This is a genomic window from Rodentibacter sp. Ppn85, assembly GCF_001999335.1.
Taxonomy (GTDB): Bacteria; Pseudomonadota; Gammaproteobacteria; order Enterobacterales; family Pasteurellaceae; genus Rodentibacter.
Window position 1 is genome coordinate 19,698 of sequence record NZ_MLHS01000037.1, and the last position, 13,620, is coordinate 33,317.

Here is a 13,620-nt window from a genome sequence, read left to right on the forward strand (position 1 = left end):
AACATTTTTTACGCCACCTGAGTAAAAAAGTCCTTCAATCCTATTAATACATTATTTACCGCCACGGTCGCTAAAATTAACCCCATTACACGGCTGATAATTGCTGCGCCGGAGTTACCGATAAAATGCTGAATGCGGTTAGCGGCAAGCAATAAAATGTAAGTTATCAGTAATACGACTAGCATAATTCCTGCGGTAATAAATTGTTCGGCAAAATTAAAACGGTGGTTATCGGTTAAAAGTACAATCGCCATCATCGCACCCGGAGAGGCAATAGAAGGCACTGCAAGGGGATAAACGGCAACTTCGGTGATATTTGCCCTCATTTTCATTTCTTGTTCCGGCTTGCTTTCACCAAAAATCATAGTTAAAGCAAATAAGAAAAGTACAAGCCCGCCGGCAATTTGGAATGCCGGTAGGGGGACTTCCATTGCTTCAAATAAAACTTGCCCGCCTACAAGGAAAAAAAGTAAAATTCCGGCAGAAATAATCACTGCATTACGTGCGATTTTTCTGCGTTCTTCAAGAGAGAATCCTATGGTTTTTGAAAGGTAAACGGGAATTGAGCCGATAGGATCAATCACCGCCCAAAGTACAACGAACTGGACAACCAAAGAATCAAACATTTGCCTTCCTTTATTTATAGATTAAAAAACAACAAGTCTCAGCATTTTATCAGATAAATTGCATAAAGTGCGGTACGTTTTGCGCTATTTTGTTATATTTCTAAAAATGTGAAAAAAACCGACCGCACTTTGTAATTCATTACCATAAAAAACTAACGGTATGCGGTTGCGTTGCCAAGGCGGGACTTGTAATTCTTGCCAAATTTTTTTGATGTCTTCTTTGGGGCGTTTAGGGTGGTGTTTTATTTTTCCGGAATAACCAAAGCGAATTTGAATCGGTAAATCGGTGTGTGGTAACTCGGCAGAATATTGTTGCCAAGAAAAAATCAAATTTTCCGTTGTGCGTTGTAAATAAAGTTTACCGAGATTATCGGGAAGAACAAGACAAGAATCCTGCATCTCAAGACAAATACCGGTGAGATCGGCAAAATTATCGGTAAGATATAGACAAGATTGATAGCGACGGATAACTTTTTTGCCCAAACGAAATTGAGGATTGGCATCTTTTTTTGCCGGAATAACATCTTGTATCAACTGTTCAATTTGGCGTTTAGTCGGCATTTCACACTGATTTTGAGCAAACCACATTCTTAAAAGTGCGGTTTGTTTTGAGTATGAATATTGAAGGAAATCGTGCAGTTGGAATTCCGTTGGAATTTGACAATGTTCAAGAAAACAGTCTTGTAGTAATTCATTTATAAGTTGTTGTTGCTCAAAACAATGTTGCGCGGAACGTTGAACGGTCTGATCAAAATGCCTCCAACGTTCACGTAGTTTAGGTAAAATTTTGTTGCGTAAAAAATTGCGCTCATAACGGTTATCATCATTACTTTCATCGTGAACCCAAGTCAAATTTTCAGACTGAGCATAGTTTTCTAATTGCTCACGGGTAAAATTCAACAAGGGGCGAAAAATTCTCATGCCGAATAATTCGCTTTGAGATTGCATTGCACTCAAGCCTTGTAGCCCGCTACCCCGTTTGAGTGCGAGGAAAAAGGTTTCCGTTTGATCGCTTAAATGGTGGGCGGTTGCTAAGCATTCATTTGGCAGTATATGACGCTGAATAGCCTGATAGCGAGCCTCACGAGCTCCGGCTTCAATGCCTTTAGTTCGATCTACTTGAACATATTCGATAACTAATGGAATATGAAATCGCTCGCATAAAGATTGACAGTGTTTAACCCAGCTGTCGGCATTAGGGCTTAATCCATGGTGGATATGGATTGAGCGTAGGTTAAAGTGCGGTTGGTTTTCTCTGTATTTTTTGAATAAAGTAAGCAGTGCGGTAGAGTCTAAACCACCGCTCAAGGCAATAAGGTAGTCTTGAGCGGGATTTTTTTTGAGTTGTTGTTCAAAAATAGAGAACAGATCCATCAGGCAATTTTTTCGGCTTTGTATTGGCTTGTCGGATTTAAAATTTCAAAGCGTGCGGCAATGGTTTGTAATTCGTAAGAATTTAGTTCAAAGGTGGTTTTCATTACACCGGCAACCTCATTATTCATCGCTTCAAAAGCTTCTACATCCGATTTTCCGTTGAGTAAGTTCGCTAAGAACGTACCTGCAATTAAATCACCCACACCTACCGGTTCAAAATTGAACTGATAAAGCGGACGGTTTAAATGCCAGATCCCTTCAGGGGTTGCCATAATAATTTCAAAGGTATCGGGATCATTAATTTTTCCAACTTTACCCAAATGTTTTACCAGTACTTTTTTAACGCCTTTATCTAACAAGACACGTACTGCTTTTAATACGTCATCAAAAGAATTGATAGGGAAATCGCTAAGTTGGCGTAATTCGTTAAGGTTTGGCGTCATAATATCCGCGACAGGGATGGCTTTCTCAATGAGTGCTTCTCGAACACCATTTGCCACCACACAAATTTTCTCCGGGTTCGGCATCACGGGATCGCATAAATAAAGCGCATTAGGATTGTGTTTCTTAATTTGTTCTAAGGCATAAAGAATTTGATCCACTTGTTCCGCCGAACCTAAATAACCGGAAAGTAATGCATCGCATTCTTGTAATTTTTCGATGTTATCTAAGCCGGTAACGATCTCACGAATTTGTTCTTGCGGAATAACCATACCTGTCCACTTGCCGTATTGAGTATGGTTGGAAAATTGCACGGTATTTAATGCCCACACATCCACACCCAATAATTGCATCGGGAAGGTGGCGGATTTATTGCCGGCAAAGCCATACACCACGTGTGATTGGATGGAAAGTACGTTTTTCATAATTGTCTCCTGTTGGTTAATATTACATCCCGTTGCAAAACTCAAATAGAGCAAGCAATATTTGTTTAGGGTTAAGTTGTTTTTGGAAACGGTTTAACATCTCGACAGAATAATGTTTAAGCAAAAATAGCCTACGGTTAAGTTGAAAAGAGCGGATAAAATAACTGCTCTTTTTTTAATAAGTTAGCAATAGCCGTAAGACATCAAACGTTGATAACGTCTATTTAATAATTCTTCGCTATCCAAATTTTCAAGTTCTGCCAAATCTTCGTTTAGACGTTTTTTCAAATTGTTTGCCATCAATGTGTAGTCACGATGCGCACCGCCTAAAGGTTCAGGTACAATGTTGTCGATTAATTCAAGCTCTTTTAAACGGGTAGCCGTAAGCCCCATTACTTCAGCGGCAGTTGAAGCTTTTTCTGCGCTTTTCCACAGGATTGAGGCACAGCCTTCCGGTGAAATCACAGAATAAGTAGAATATTGCAACATATTTACTTTATCACCCACCCCGATCGCCAAAGCACCGCCCGAGCCGCCTTCGCCGATGACGGTACAGATTACCGGTACGGTTAATCGCGCCATTTCTCGTAAATTACGTGCAATGGCTTCGGCTTGTCCGTGCTCCTCCGCCCCGATTCCTGGATAAGCCCCCGGAGTGTCAATAAAAGTGATAATGGGAAGTTTAAAACGCTCAGCCATTTCCATTAAGCGTAAAGCCTTACGATAGCCTTCCGGTGCGGGCATACCAAAATTGCGTTGTACTTTCTCTTTTATCGTGCGACCTTTTTGATGACCGATTACCATCACCGGACGACCGTCCAAACGTGCTAAACCGCCAACAATTGCCTTATCATCGGCAAATGCGCGATCACCGGCAAGATCGTCAAATTCAGTGAAAATATGTTTAATATAGTCAAGCGTATAAGGACGGTTTGGGTGACGGGCCATACGTGAAATTTGCCATGCATCAAGACTGGCAAATGTTTTTTTGGTTAATTCGTCGCTTTTCTTTTGTAAGCGTTTAATTTCATCGGTTAAATCAACTTCATCATTAGAGGCAGAGCGCAATGCGCCGATTTTTGCTTCTAGCTCGGCAATCGGCAATTCAAAATCTAAATATTCCGGAGTCATTCTTCTTATCCTAAAAACACCATAAAAAATCCACCGCACTTTATCAAGAATTAACTGGCGGCGCAAATAGTTTTCGCTGGTTGGGCGAGCTTACAAATAAGCCTTTTTTAGTAATGACAGAATAAATAAAAATGTCGAGCAAATGACGACTGACGGACCGGCTGCGGTATCATAAAATGCGGAAAGCATTAATCCGCCAATAATTGAAAGCATACTGATTCCTACGGCAAACCCGACCATTGCTTCGGGGGTTTTTGCGAAACGGCGTGCCGTTGCTGCCGGAATAATTAATAGCGAGGTAATAATTAATGCGCCGACAAATTTCATACTTAGTGCAATAGTCAGCGCAGTCAAAATCATTAAAATAAAACGCATTTTTTTGATGTTGATGCCTTCCACTTGGGCGAGTTCCGGCGAAACGGTGGTGGAGAGAAGGGCTTGCCAAAAATAGAGTAACGTACCGAGTACGATTACTACACCGATACCGATATAAATTAAATCGGTGTAGTTTATTGCCAACAAGTCACCGAATAAGTAACTCATTAAATCAACCCGAACGTTTTTTAATAAACCAACGGTTACAACGCCGAGTGATAAGCAACTATGGGCAATGATACCCAGCAAGGTATCAATGGAAAACTGCGTATGATTTTCCAACCATATCATAATAATCGCCAAAATAAGGGTGAGGACGACTATCGCAATATAAGGATTGATTTGTAAGAAGATCCCCAATGCAACGCCAAGCAAAGCTGAATGAGACAGCGTATCACCAAAGTATGCCATTTTACGCCATATTACAAAGACCCCAAGCGGTGCGGTGATTAGGGACAATAAAATGCCGGTAAGCAGTGCCGGAAATAAAATTTCAAACATTAAATATCCTTATTTTGACAACGATCGGCTGTGCCGTTACAACTACAGACATCACCGTGTAAATTATGATGGTGATTGTGGTGATGAGTATAAAAGCCGACATTTTGTGAGAGCCGGTTGCCCCATAAACGTATAAATGTAGGATCATTTGACAGGGTTTCCGGTGTACCGGCACAGCAAATGTGCTGATTAATGCAAATCACTTCTTTACTGTCCGCCATCACAATATGTAAATCATGGGAAACCATCAACACCGCACAATTTAATTGTTGTTGGGTTTGATGAATGAGTTGATAAAGCTCCGCCTGACCGGTGATATCCACACCTTGAGTGGGTTCGTCCAAGACTAATAAATTCGGTTGGTTTAAAATCGCACGGGCGAGTAATACCCGTTGCATCTCGCCGCCGGAAAGTTTTTGCATATTATTTTTGCGTAAATGCGTAATGGAAAGTTGCTCAAGTGCGGTTGAAATTTCTTGTGTTTTTGCCCCTTTTTTTAAGGCAAGAAAACGTTCTACCGTGAGAGGTAAACTGTGATCTAAGTAAATTTTTTGCGGCACATAGCCAATACGAACATTTTGGCTATAAATAACTTCACCGGAGGTAGGTTGCTGTAATTTTAAGAGGGTTTTTAATAAGGTGGATTTCCCCCCGCCGTTTGGTCCGACAATGGTAATGATGGAGTGGGGATAAATATTTAAATTGATATTTTGTAATGCTGTTTTTTGTTCAAATACCACATCGATATTCTTGAGTTCAATTAATGGAGAATTTAGATCGCATTGAATGGAATGAATTTGCATAATGCCGCCTATGTCAATTTAGTGTCTAACCTTAGCTCATTTTGTCGTCTTTCTCAAGATGCTCTCTCTTTATGATGAATATTTCGACAACTTTTTTATGTGTTTTAGGGTAAAATGAACCTCTTTTATGATTTATAGTCTGAAGACGATATTATTTCCACTTTAGGTACTCACCCTTGCAACATGTTAAATTAGCCCGAGACAGACGAAAAAGAAAATCCCGCATTAAAGCTGCGATTTTTTTTGTCGCATTGGCGTTAATTTTCAGCGGCGTTATGTTGGGTTTAAAAGAGAGTTCGGAATCGGAATCTTCGGTTCAAAGTAATCTTGAGCCTGAAATGGTGGATAATGTGCAGTATCAAACCCTTCAACGTGAAGAAAATATACAGATCTCAAAGCTATCCGACCAATTGCAGACTGAGGATGCAACTTCTTATGATGATGAGTTGCAGGCTCAAGATGATGAAGTGGAAGAAGTTAAGCCTGACTTTGATGATCTTAGTGATCTTCCGCAAGATGCTCAGGATGCGTTGAGTGGTTTATTGGATGTTGCAGATCAAGCTTTACGTATTACTCATCAATTTAGCCATACTGTTGTACGTGGAGATACTTTAAAAGACGTATTGGAACTTTCAGGATTAGAAGATGATACGGCAAAAGGATTAATTGCCTCTTATCCGGAACTTAAAAATCTCCGTGTAGGGCAACAATTTTACTGGATTTTAGATAAAAGTGATCAATTGGAATATTTAAATTGGCTTGTTTCTGAAAAAGAAGAGCGAATTTATGAACGTGTCGAAGAGGGAAAATTCAAACGTCAAATCTTAGAGAAACAAAGCGTTTGGAAAAAAGAAGTATTAAAAGGAAAAGTGAGCAGCTCTTTTGCAGCAAGCTTACGTTCTCTAGGTTTGGAAGGACGCCAAATTGCACAATTAAGTTCTGCATTACAATGGCAAGTGAGTTTGAGAAAACTTAAGAAGGACACAAAATTTTCGATTTTGGTTTCCCGTGAATATTTAGGCGACAAATTGACCGGACAGGGTAATGTTGAAGCGATCCATATCCTTGCAGACGGCAAAAGTTATTATGCAATTCAAGCGGCAAACGGTCGTTATTATAATCAACAAGGTGAAACCCTAGGCAAAGGTTTTGCACGTTACCCATTGCAGCGTCAGGCTAGGGTGTCTTCGGGCTTTAACCCGAACCGCCGCCATCCTGTGACTGGACGTATACGCCCTCATAAAGGAGTAGATTTTTCTGTGCCGCAGGGGACACCGGTGATTGCACCGGCAGAAGGTTTAGTAGAAAAAGTTGCTTATCAGGCAGGAGGAGCGGGGCGTTATGTAGTGTTACGTCACGGACGTGAATATCAAACGGTATATATGCACCTAAGCCGACCGTTGGTTCGAGCCGGACAAAGGGTGAAAAAAGGTGAACGCATAGCTCTTTCCGGTAATACGGGTATTTCGACAGGTCCGCATTTACATTATGAGTTCCATATTAATGGACGGGCGGTTAATCCGCTTACCGTAAAATTGCCGGGAACAAGCAGTATGGCAACCGCAGAACGTAAGCAATTCCTGAGAAGGGCAAAAGAAGCGGAGCGAATGTTAAAACTATAATTTAGGTTTAATGGAAAAAAGTGCGATTAATTTTAACCGCACTTTTGATTTTTCTTCTACTAACTGTCTTTTTTCCTCCAAATAAATTAAATCTTTTTATTGATAAACTCTATCTTTATCCTACTGTTCTGATGTGTTATCCTTTTAAATCTAAGAATTATTATCATTTTGTTTATGAGCAAACGGCGTTATCTTATTTTTCTTCTTTTTATACTTTCATGTATTTCACTTTTTTTAGGTGTAAGCTCAGTTAGTTTGCAAGGATTGCTTGATTTTGAAGATAATCAGTGGCAGATTTTTTTGATTAGCCGTGTACCGCGTTTAATGAGCATTTTAATTGCAGGGGCAGCCTTAAGTATTTGCGGATTGGTGATGCAGCAGTTAAGCCGAAACCGCTTTGTTTCACCCACTACGGCAGGAACAATGGATAGTGCCCGCCTTGGTATTTTAATTGCAATACTATTTTTCCCTTCAGCCTCTATACTGTTGAAAACCACCGTTGCCGTGATTGTTTCATTTTTCGGTACATTGTTATTTATGATGATTCTTTCCCGTTTGAAATTTAAAGATACGATTTTTGTTCCGCTGGTAGGAATGATGTTCGGTAATATTATTAGTTCTATAACTGCATTTATTGCCTATCAGCAAGATTTATTGCAGAACCTTTCAGGTTGGTTGCAGGGGGATTTTTCACTGGTGATGGCCGGGCGGTATGAATTGCTTTATTTTAGTATCCCAGTGTTGGCTGTTGCATATTTGTTTGCGCATCGTTTTGCGATTGTGGGAATGGGGAAAGATTTTGCGATAAATTTAGGGTTGAATTATAACCAAGTACTTTATATCGGGTTATTAATCGTAGCAGTAGTATCGTCTATTATTATTGTTTCTATCGGGGTTATCCCGTTTCTTGGCTTGATTATTCCAAATATTGTCACTCTTTATTTAGGCGATAATTTGAAAAAAGTGCTTTCACACACGGCATTGTTGGGGGCCGTTTTTGTTTTGTTCTGTGATATTTTGGGAAGAGTGGTCATTTATCCTTATGAAATTTCGATTAATACTATCGTAGGTGTATTTGGCAGCGGTGTTTTCTTATTTTTATTGTTAAAGCGGTATCGAAATGCGTAAGAAATCTTTCTATCAACTCATTGCGCTTGCGATTTTAGTTTTAATATCCATTGCACTTTATTTAGGTTATGCCTTGCCGAGCCGTTGGCAGTACGCTTTGGAAAATCGTAGCCTTTCCCTTTTGGCAATTATGATTACCGGTGTTGCTGTAGCACTCGCTACGATGATTTTCCAAACAGTGGTTAATAACCGTATTTTGACCCCGAGTATTTTAGGCTTGGATTCGTTATATTTGTTGATCCAAACCGGCATTATTTTCTTGTTTGGTTCCGGTACGTTATTATCAATGAACTCCATCGCTTTATTTGCCGTTTGTAGCGGTGCCATGATATTTTTTTCCCTTTTGCTTTATCATTTTTTATTTAAAAAAGAATCGCAAAATATTTTCTTTTTACTACTCGTCGGCATTGTATTTGGTACTTTTTTCGGTAGTTTGACTACTTTTATGGAAGTGTTAATTGATCCAAATGAATTTCAAATTGCACAAGATATTGGCTTTGCCAGTTTTAACCGAATTAACACAAATATTTTGTGGGTGGCATTGGCTATTTTAATCGCTACGATTTTATTTAGTCTGCGTTATTGGCGTTATTTGGATGTTTTGGCGCTTGGGTGCGAAAATGCGATTAATTTAGGAGTGGATTATCATCAAATTACAAAAACATTATTGATTTTAGTGGCAATTTTAATTTCGGTTTCCACCGCACTTGTCGGTCCGCTTACTTTCCTTGGTTTGTTGGTGATGAATATCACCTTTGAATTTATCCGTGATTATCGCCATAAAATCTTAATTCCAGCTGCGATGCTAATTTCAATGGTTACATTGATCTTAGGGCAATTTGTAGTCACACAAATTTTTACTTTCCGAACTACGTTGAGTATCATCGTGAATTTTGTCGGTGGCGTGTATTTCATTTACCTTTTATTAAATACAAATAAAAAATAGGAAGAATAAGAAAAAATGGCAATTAAGATTAGCAATATCAGCAAAAGTTATAGTGGTAATAAAGTAGTAGATGATGTTTCATTGGTTATCCCAAAGGGAAAAATTACCTCTTTTATTGGTCCGAATGGTGCGGGGAAAAGTACGCTGCTGTCGATCATTAGTCGTTTACTTTCGGCAGATAATGGTGATGTCTATTTAAACGATGAATTGCTGAATAATAAAAAAAGTAGTGAAATTGCCAAACAGCTCGCTATTTTGAAGCAAACCAACAATATTAATTTACGTTTGACTATTGAGGAATTAGTCGCTTTTGGGCGTTTTCCTTATTCCAAAGGAAATTTAACGGAAATCGACCGTACTTTTATTGAACGGGCCATTACTTATATGGATCTTGGTGAGATTCGCCATCAATATATTGATAGTCTCAGCGGTGGGCAACGCCAGCGTGCGTACATTGCTATGACGTTGGCACAGGATACGGATTATATTTTGCTTGATGAACCGCTTAATAATTTGGATATGAAACATTCTGTACAGATTATGAAAGTATTGCGCAAATTGGTTAATGAATTAAATAAAACAGTGGTTATTGTGATTCACGATATTAATTTTGCCTCTTGTTATTCCGATTATATTATTGCAATGAAAGATGGCCGTTTAGTACAACAGGGTAATGTGAGACATATTATGCAATCCTCGGTTTTACAAGATATTTACGATATGGCGATTCCAGTTCAAGATATCGAAAATAATAAAATTGCCGTTTATTTTAAATAAAAGTGACGATTTTCCATTGATAAAAAATATGTTTTTTGAATTTTGATTTTTCCAAGGAAGAAAAAGTAAGTGAAATATTCTGATGTCATACTAAATTAAGGAGAATGTATGAAAACATTAAAAAAACTGACCGTACTTGGTTTAACATTATTCGTAACCGGTATGGCAAATGCTGCCGATATTACGGTAGAAAACTTTGCAGGTAAGCAAACCGTGCCACAAAATCCGCAAAAAGTGGTGGTGCTTGATTTTGGTGCGGCGGATACGATTCGTGCTTTAGGAGTTGCGGATAAAATCGCAGGTTTTCCTCAAAGTAGCAAAATTCCAAGTTATCTTTCTGAATTCGCCGATAAAAAATTTAAAAATGTCGGGGATTTAAAGGAACAATCTTTAGAGCAAATTAATGAAATTGCACCGGATCTTATTATTGCATCAAAACGTCAAGAAAAATCCTTGGATAAATTTAAGGAAATCGCTCCGGTTTTTTTCATTGATAGCGACTATAAAAATTACTATGAAAGTTTTCAGCAAAATGTGATTGCACTTGGTCAAATCTTCGATAAGGAAACGCTGGCAAAAGAAAAGCTGGCTGCATTAGATACGGTAGTGAGCCAAGTTGAGAATATGGCAAAGGATAAAACGGCGTTACTCGTCTTGGTGAATGAAAGCAAAATGAGTGCGTTCGGTGATGGCTCGCGTTATGGTATGGTATATCAAAAATATGGCTTTCAACCTATTGATTCCGCCATTAAATCCTCTACCCATGGGCAAAGTATCGGGTTTGAATATGTGTTAGAGAAAAATCCTGATTTTTTGCTAGTAATTGATCGTACTGCAGCAGTAACCGAAAAAGTTAATAATGCTCAAAAAGTGTTGGATAATGACATCATAAAGCAGACGAAGGCTTATAAAAACGGACATATCATTTATTTGGATTCAGTAAATTGGTATCTTGCCTTTGGTGGTTTGGAATCTATGGAAATCATCTCAAAAGAACTGAATGATGCAGTACAGAAATAAGTTTAATAAAAGCCCCTTTTGAGGGGTTTTTGTTTGTCTGTAAAATAATCTTTACAGGTTTATGTAAACAACTTATGATGGGTTTGATTTCCATTTATTAGGACTGTTTAAAATGACTTTTAAATTTAATCCTCAACATCCTTTCGCTTGCTTTGTTACCCATAGTGAAACTATGAAAAGTGCGGTAGAAAATGCCCAACGTTTTGCTATGTTTGACGTGCCGTTATTGATTCAAGGTGAAACTGGAACGGGGAAAGATTTATTGGCAAAAGCATGCCATTATCAAAGTTTACGCCGAGATAAAAAATTTATTGCAGTGAATTGCGCAGGTTTGCCTGATGAAGATGCAGAAAGCGAAATGTTTGGGCGGAAAGTGGGAAACAGTGAGACGATAGGTTTTTTTGAATATGCTAATGAAGGGACGGTATTGTTGGACGGGATTGAGGAATTATCGCTCAATCTTCAAGCCAAATTATTGCGCTTTTTAACGGACGGCTCATTCCGCAGAGTAGGGGAGGAACGGGAACATTATGCGCACGTACGCGTTATTTGTACTTCTCAAATTCCTCTCAACCATTTAGTTGAGCAAGGCAAAGTGCGTGCCGATTTATTTCATCGTTTGAATGTATTAGTTATCAATATGCCGCCATTGCGGGAACGCATAGCGGATATTCAACCCTTAGCAGAAGGCTTTTTACAAGAAATTAGTGATGAATTGAAAATAAAACTACCTACTTTTAATCAGGATTTCCTTGTTTATTTGCAGCAATATGATTGGCCGGGAAATGTTCGGGAACTTTATAACACGTTATATCGTGCCTGTTCTTTATCGAAAGACACTCAGTTGAGTGTTGAAAGTTTAAATCTCACTTTGCCGCAAAGTGCGGTTATTTCCGTTGATGAATTTGAAAATCAAACATTAGAGGACATTATCGGGCAATATGAAGCCAAGGTTTTGCAGGCTTTTTACAAAGAATATCCGAGTACCCGTAAACTGGCTCAACGCTTGGGCGTATCGCATACCGCGATTGCAAATAAGTTAAAGCAATATGGGATTGGAAAATAATATTGCCCGTATAAAAATTTGCCTACTAAATTTTTATCCGAACTAAAGTTGGAAATTGCTTACACAATTTTAGCCATTCCACCCTATTGATTTGTACATCTAGGGCAAATTCGCCTTGTTCTGTAATTTTTTCATTGCGTATTGCATCTAATTGATAAAGGGTATGACGAAGTTTCCCTTCATAAGGTTGAAGAGTAAGAACGAGCGAAAGTATTTCATTTTTTAACCGCAGCTTAATGGCTTCCGACAATAAATCAATGCCTTCCCCATTGTGTGCGGAAAGGTAAACTGCGACGGGCTTATTTTCATCATCATATTCAATATGGGGTAACACGCCGTTTAGCAAATCAATTTTGTTATAAAGCAACAAGACGGGAACCTTGTCCGCTTTAATTTCTTCCAATACTGAAGCAACCGCTTCTATATTCTCCGACATTCGAGAATCAGTTGCATCAATGATATGTAATAAAAGGTCGGCTTCGACAGTTTCTTGTAAAGTGGATTTGAATGCGGAAACTAAATCGTGTGGTAGTTGGCGTACAAAACCTACCGTATCGGCAAGAATGGTTGTGCCGACATCTTGAATGTATAAACGGCGTAAAGTGGGATCGAGTGTCGCAAAGAGCTGATCCGCCGCATAGACCTTAGCTTGTGTGATTGCATTAAAAAGAGTTGATTTCCCAGCATTGGTATAACCCACCAGTGAAATAGTAGGAATATCTGCTTTTTGTCTCGTTTGACGATTTTGATTACGTTGTTTTTCGACTTTTGCTAAACGATTTTGTAATTGACTAATACGCACTTTGATGAGACGGCGATCTGTCTCTAGCTGTGTTTCTCCCGGCCCTCTTAGCCCAACCGCTCCTTTTTGTTGATCTAAGCCGGTTTTACGGCGAACTAAACGCGTTGCTAAATGTTTTAATTGTGCTAACTCTACTTGTAATTTTCCTTCGTGAGATCTTGCCCGTTGGGCAAAAATATCTAATATGACCCCCGTTCGATCGATAACACGACAGTGACACAAATTTTCTAAATTACGTGTTTGGGCCGGTGTAAGTTGATGGTTAACCAATATCACGTCTGCATTGTACATTTTTACCGTATCGGCAATTTCCCGGGCTTTTCCTTCTCCCACAAAATATTTGGCTTGAGGCGTACTACGACTTGTTGTTATCACTTCCAAAGTATTCACATTGGCTGATTTGGCAAGCAGAAGAAATTCTTTGAGATCGTCAAGATTTTTATTTTGTGAAAAGAAAATATGTACAACGATAGCTGTGTCACATTGAGAAGCCGAGTCTTGATGAGCTTGAGGCAAAGAAAGTGCGGTTGAAATTTCAGGTAAATTTTCAACCGCACTGAGTGTTTTTTTGCAATCCATTTAA

The 13,620-nt window shown here is 38.9% G+C and carries 13 protein-coding genes; 6 read left to right on the forward strand and 7 right to left on the reverse strand.

The annotated features are described in order from the left end of the window. Positions 1–8: 8 nt before the first annotated feature. From BKL51_RS06555 to znuC, 6 genes are all read right to left on the reverse strand, one after another. Positions 9–626, reverse strand: a complete 618-nt coding sequence (locus tag BKL51_RS06555) for a MarC family protein (RefSeq protein WP_077465930.1) — start codon at positions 624–626, stop codon at positions 9–11. An 84-nt stretch (positions 627–710) separates the two neighbouring features. Continuing rightward, on the reverse strand, positions 711–2,000 hold the full coding sequence (gene tilS, locus BKL51_RS06560) for a tRNA lysidine(34) synthetase TilS (protein ID WP_077465931.1): 1,290 nt from the start codon (positions 1,998–2,000) through the stop codon (positions 711–713). Beyond that, positions 2,000–2,866 (reverse strand): pyridoxal kinase, encoded by an 867-nt coding sequence (gene pdxY, locus BKL51_RS06565; protein WP_077465932.1) that lies wholly within the window; start codon positions 2,864–2,866, stop codon positions 2,000–2,002. The genes tilS and pdxY overlap by 1 nt, the downstream gene beginning before the upstream one ends. A gap of 183 nt (positions 2,867–3,049) precedes the next feature. Next, a complete protein-coding gene (gene accA / locus BKL51_RS06570; protein ID WP_077465933.1) occupies positions 3,050–3,997 on the reverse strand; it encodes an acetyl-CoA carboxylase carboxyl transferase subunit alpha in 948 nt (315 codons plus the stop codon). 90 nt (positions 3,998–4,087) lie between these two features. Further along, positions 4,088–4,873, reverse strand: coding sequence for a zinc ABC transporter permease subunit ZnuB (gene znuB, locus BKL51_RS06575; protein WP_077465934.1), 786 nt, complete (start codon positions 4,871–4,873; stop codon positions 4,088–4,090). Beyond that, positions 4,873–5,676 carry a zinc ABC transporter ATP-binding protein ZnuC gene (gene znuC / locus BKL51_RS06580; protein WP_077465935.1) on the reverse strand — a complete coding sequence of 268 codons (804 nt, stop codon included), beginning with the start codon at positions 5,674–5,676 and terminating at the stop codon, positions 4,873–4,875. Before znuC ends, znuB begins: the two co-directional genes overlap by 1 nt. Positions 5,677–5,852: 176 nt before the next feature. Between znuC and mepM the strand changes: the two genes are divergently transcribed. The 6 genes from mepM (at position 5,853) to BKL51_RS06610 (ending at position 12,235) form a co-directional block, all read left to right on the forward strand. After that, on the forward strand, positions 5,853–7,298 hold the full coding sequence (gene mepM / locus BKL51_RS06585; protein ID WP_077465936.1) for a murein DD-endopeptidase MepM: 1,446 nt from the start codon (positions 5,853–5,855) through the stop codon (positions 7,296–7,298). 174 nt (positions 7,299–7,472) lie between these two features. Next, complete coding sequence (locus tag BKL51_RS06590; protein WP_077465937.1) at positions 7,473–8,426, forward strand: ABC transporter permease; 954 nt, start codon at positions 7,473–7,475, stop codon at positions 8,424–8,426. After that, complete coding sequence (locus BKL51_RS06595; protein ID WP_077465938.1) at positions 8,419–9,372, forward strand: iron chelate uptake ABC transporter family permease subunit; 954 nt, start codon at positions 8,419–8,421, stop codon at positions 9,370–9,372. The genes BKL51_RS06590 and BKL51_RS06595 overlap by 8 nt, the downstream gene beginning before the upstream one ends. A gap of 15 nt (positions 9,373–9,387) precedes the next feature. Next, positions 9,388–10,149 (forward strand): ABC transporter ATP-binding protein, encoded by a 762-nt coding sequence (locus tag BKL51_RS06600; RefSeq protein ID WP_077465939.1) that lies wholly within the window; start codon positions 9,388–9,390, stop codon positions 10,147–10,149. 108 nt (positions 10,150–10,257) lie between these two features. Then, entirely contained in the window at positions 10,258–11,169 is a 912-nt protein-coding gene (locus tag BKL51_RS06605; protein WP_077465940.1) for a siderophore ABC transporter substrate-binding protein, read from the forward strand. A 112-nt stretch (positions 11,170–11,281) separates the two neighbouring features. Then, positions 11,282–12,235, forward strand: a complete 954-nt coding sequence (locus BKL51_RS06610; protein ID WP_077465941.1) for a sigma 54-interacting transcriptional regulator — start codon at positions 11,282–11,284, stop codon at positions 12,233–12,235. A gap of 25 nt (positions 12,236–12,260) precedes the next feature. Here BKL51_RS06610 and hflX read toward each other — a convergent pair whose 3' ends face one another. Then, positions 12,261–13,616, reverse strand: a complete 1,356-nt coding sequence (hflX, locus tag BKL51_RS06615; RefSeq protein ID WP_077465942.1) for a ribosome rescue GTPase HflX — start codon at positions 13,614–13,616, stop codon at positions 12,261–12,263. Positions 13,617–13,620 lie beyond the last annotated feature (4 nt).

Excerpts from the sequence above, each read along its gene's own strand:
- BKL51_RS06555 (WP_077465930.1), bottom strand. The coding sequence starts at position 626 with ATGTTTGATTCTTTGGTTGTCCAGTTCGTTGTACTTTGGGCGGTGATT.
- tilS (WP_077465931.1), bottom strand. The coding sequence starts at position 2,000 with ATGGATCTGTTCTCTATTTTTGAACAACAACTCAAAAAAAATCCCGCT.
- pdxY (WP_077465932.1), bottom strand. The coding sequence starts at position 2,866 with ATGAAAAACGTACTTTCCATCCAATCACACGTGGTGTATGGCTTTGCC.
- accA (WP_077465933.1), bottom strand. The coding sequence starts at position 3,997 with ATGACTCCGGAATATTTAGATTTTGAATTGCCGATTGCCGAGCTAGAA.
- znuB (WP_077465934.1), bottom strand. The coding sequence starts at position 4,873 with ATGTTTGAAATTTTATTTCCGGCACTGCTTACCGGCATTTTATTGTCC.
- znuC (WP_077465935.1), bottom strand. The coding sequence starts at position 5,676 with ATGCAAATTCATTCCATTCAATGCGATCTAAATTCTCCATTAATTGAA.
- BKL51_RS06590 (WP_077465937.1), top strand. The coding sequence starts at position 7,473 with ATGAGCAAACGGCGTTATCTTATTTTTCTTCTTTTTATACTTTCATGT.
- BKL51_RS06595 (WP_077465938.1), top strand. The coding sequence starts at position 8,419 with ATGCGTAAGAAATCTTTCTATCAACTCATTGCGCTTGCGATTTTAGTT.
- BKL51_RS06600 (WP_077465939.1), top strand. The coding sequence starts at position 9,388 with ATGGCAATTAAGATTAGCAATATCAGCAAAAGTTATAGTGGTAATAAA.
- BKL51_RS06605 (WP_077465940.1), top strand. The coding sequence starts at position 10,258 with ATGAAAACATTAAAAAAACTGACCGTACTTGGTTTAACATTATTCGTA.
- BKL51_RS06610 (WP_077465941.1), top strand. The coding sequence starts at position 11,282 with ATGACTTTTAAATTTAATCCTCAACATCCTTTCGCTTGCTTTGTTACC.
- hflX (WP_077465942.1), bottom strand. The coding sequence starts at position 13,616 with ATGGATTGCAAAAAAACACTCAGTGCGGTTGAAAATTTACCTGAAATT.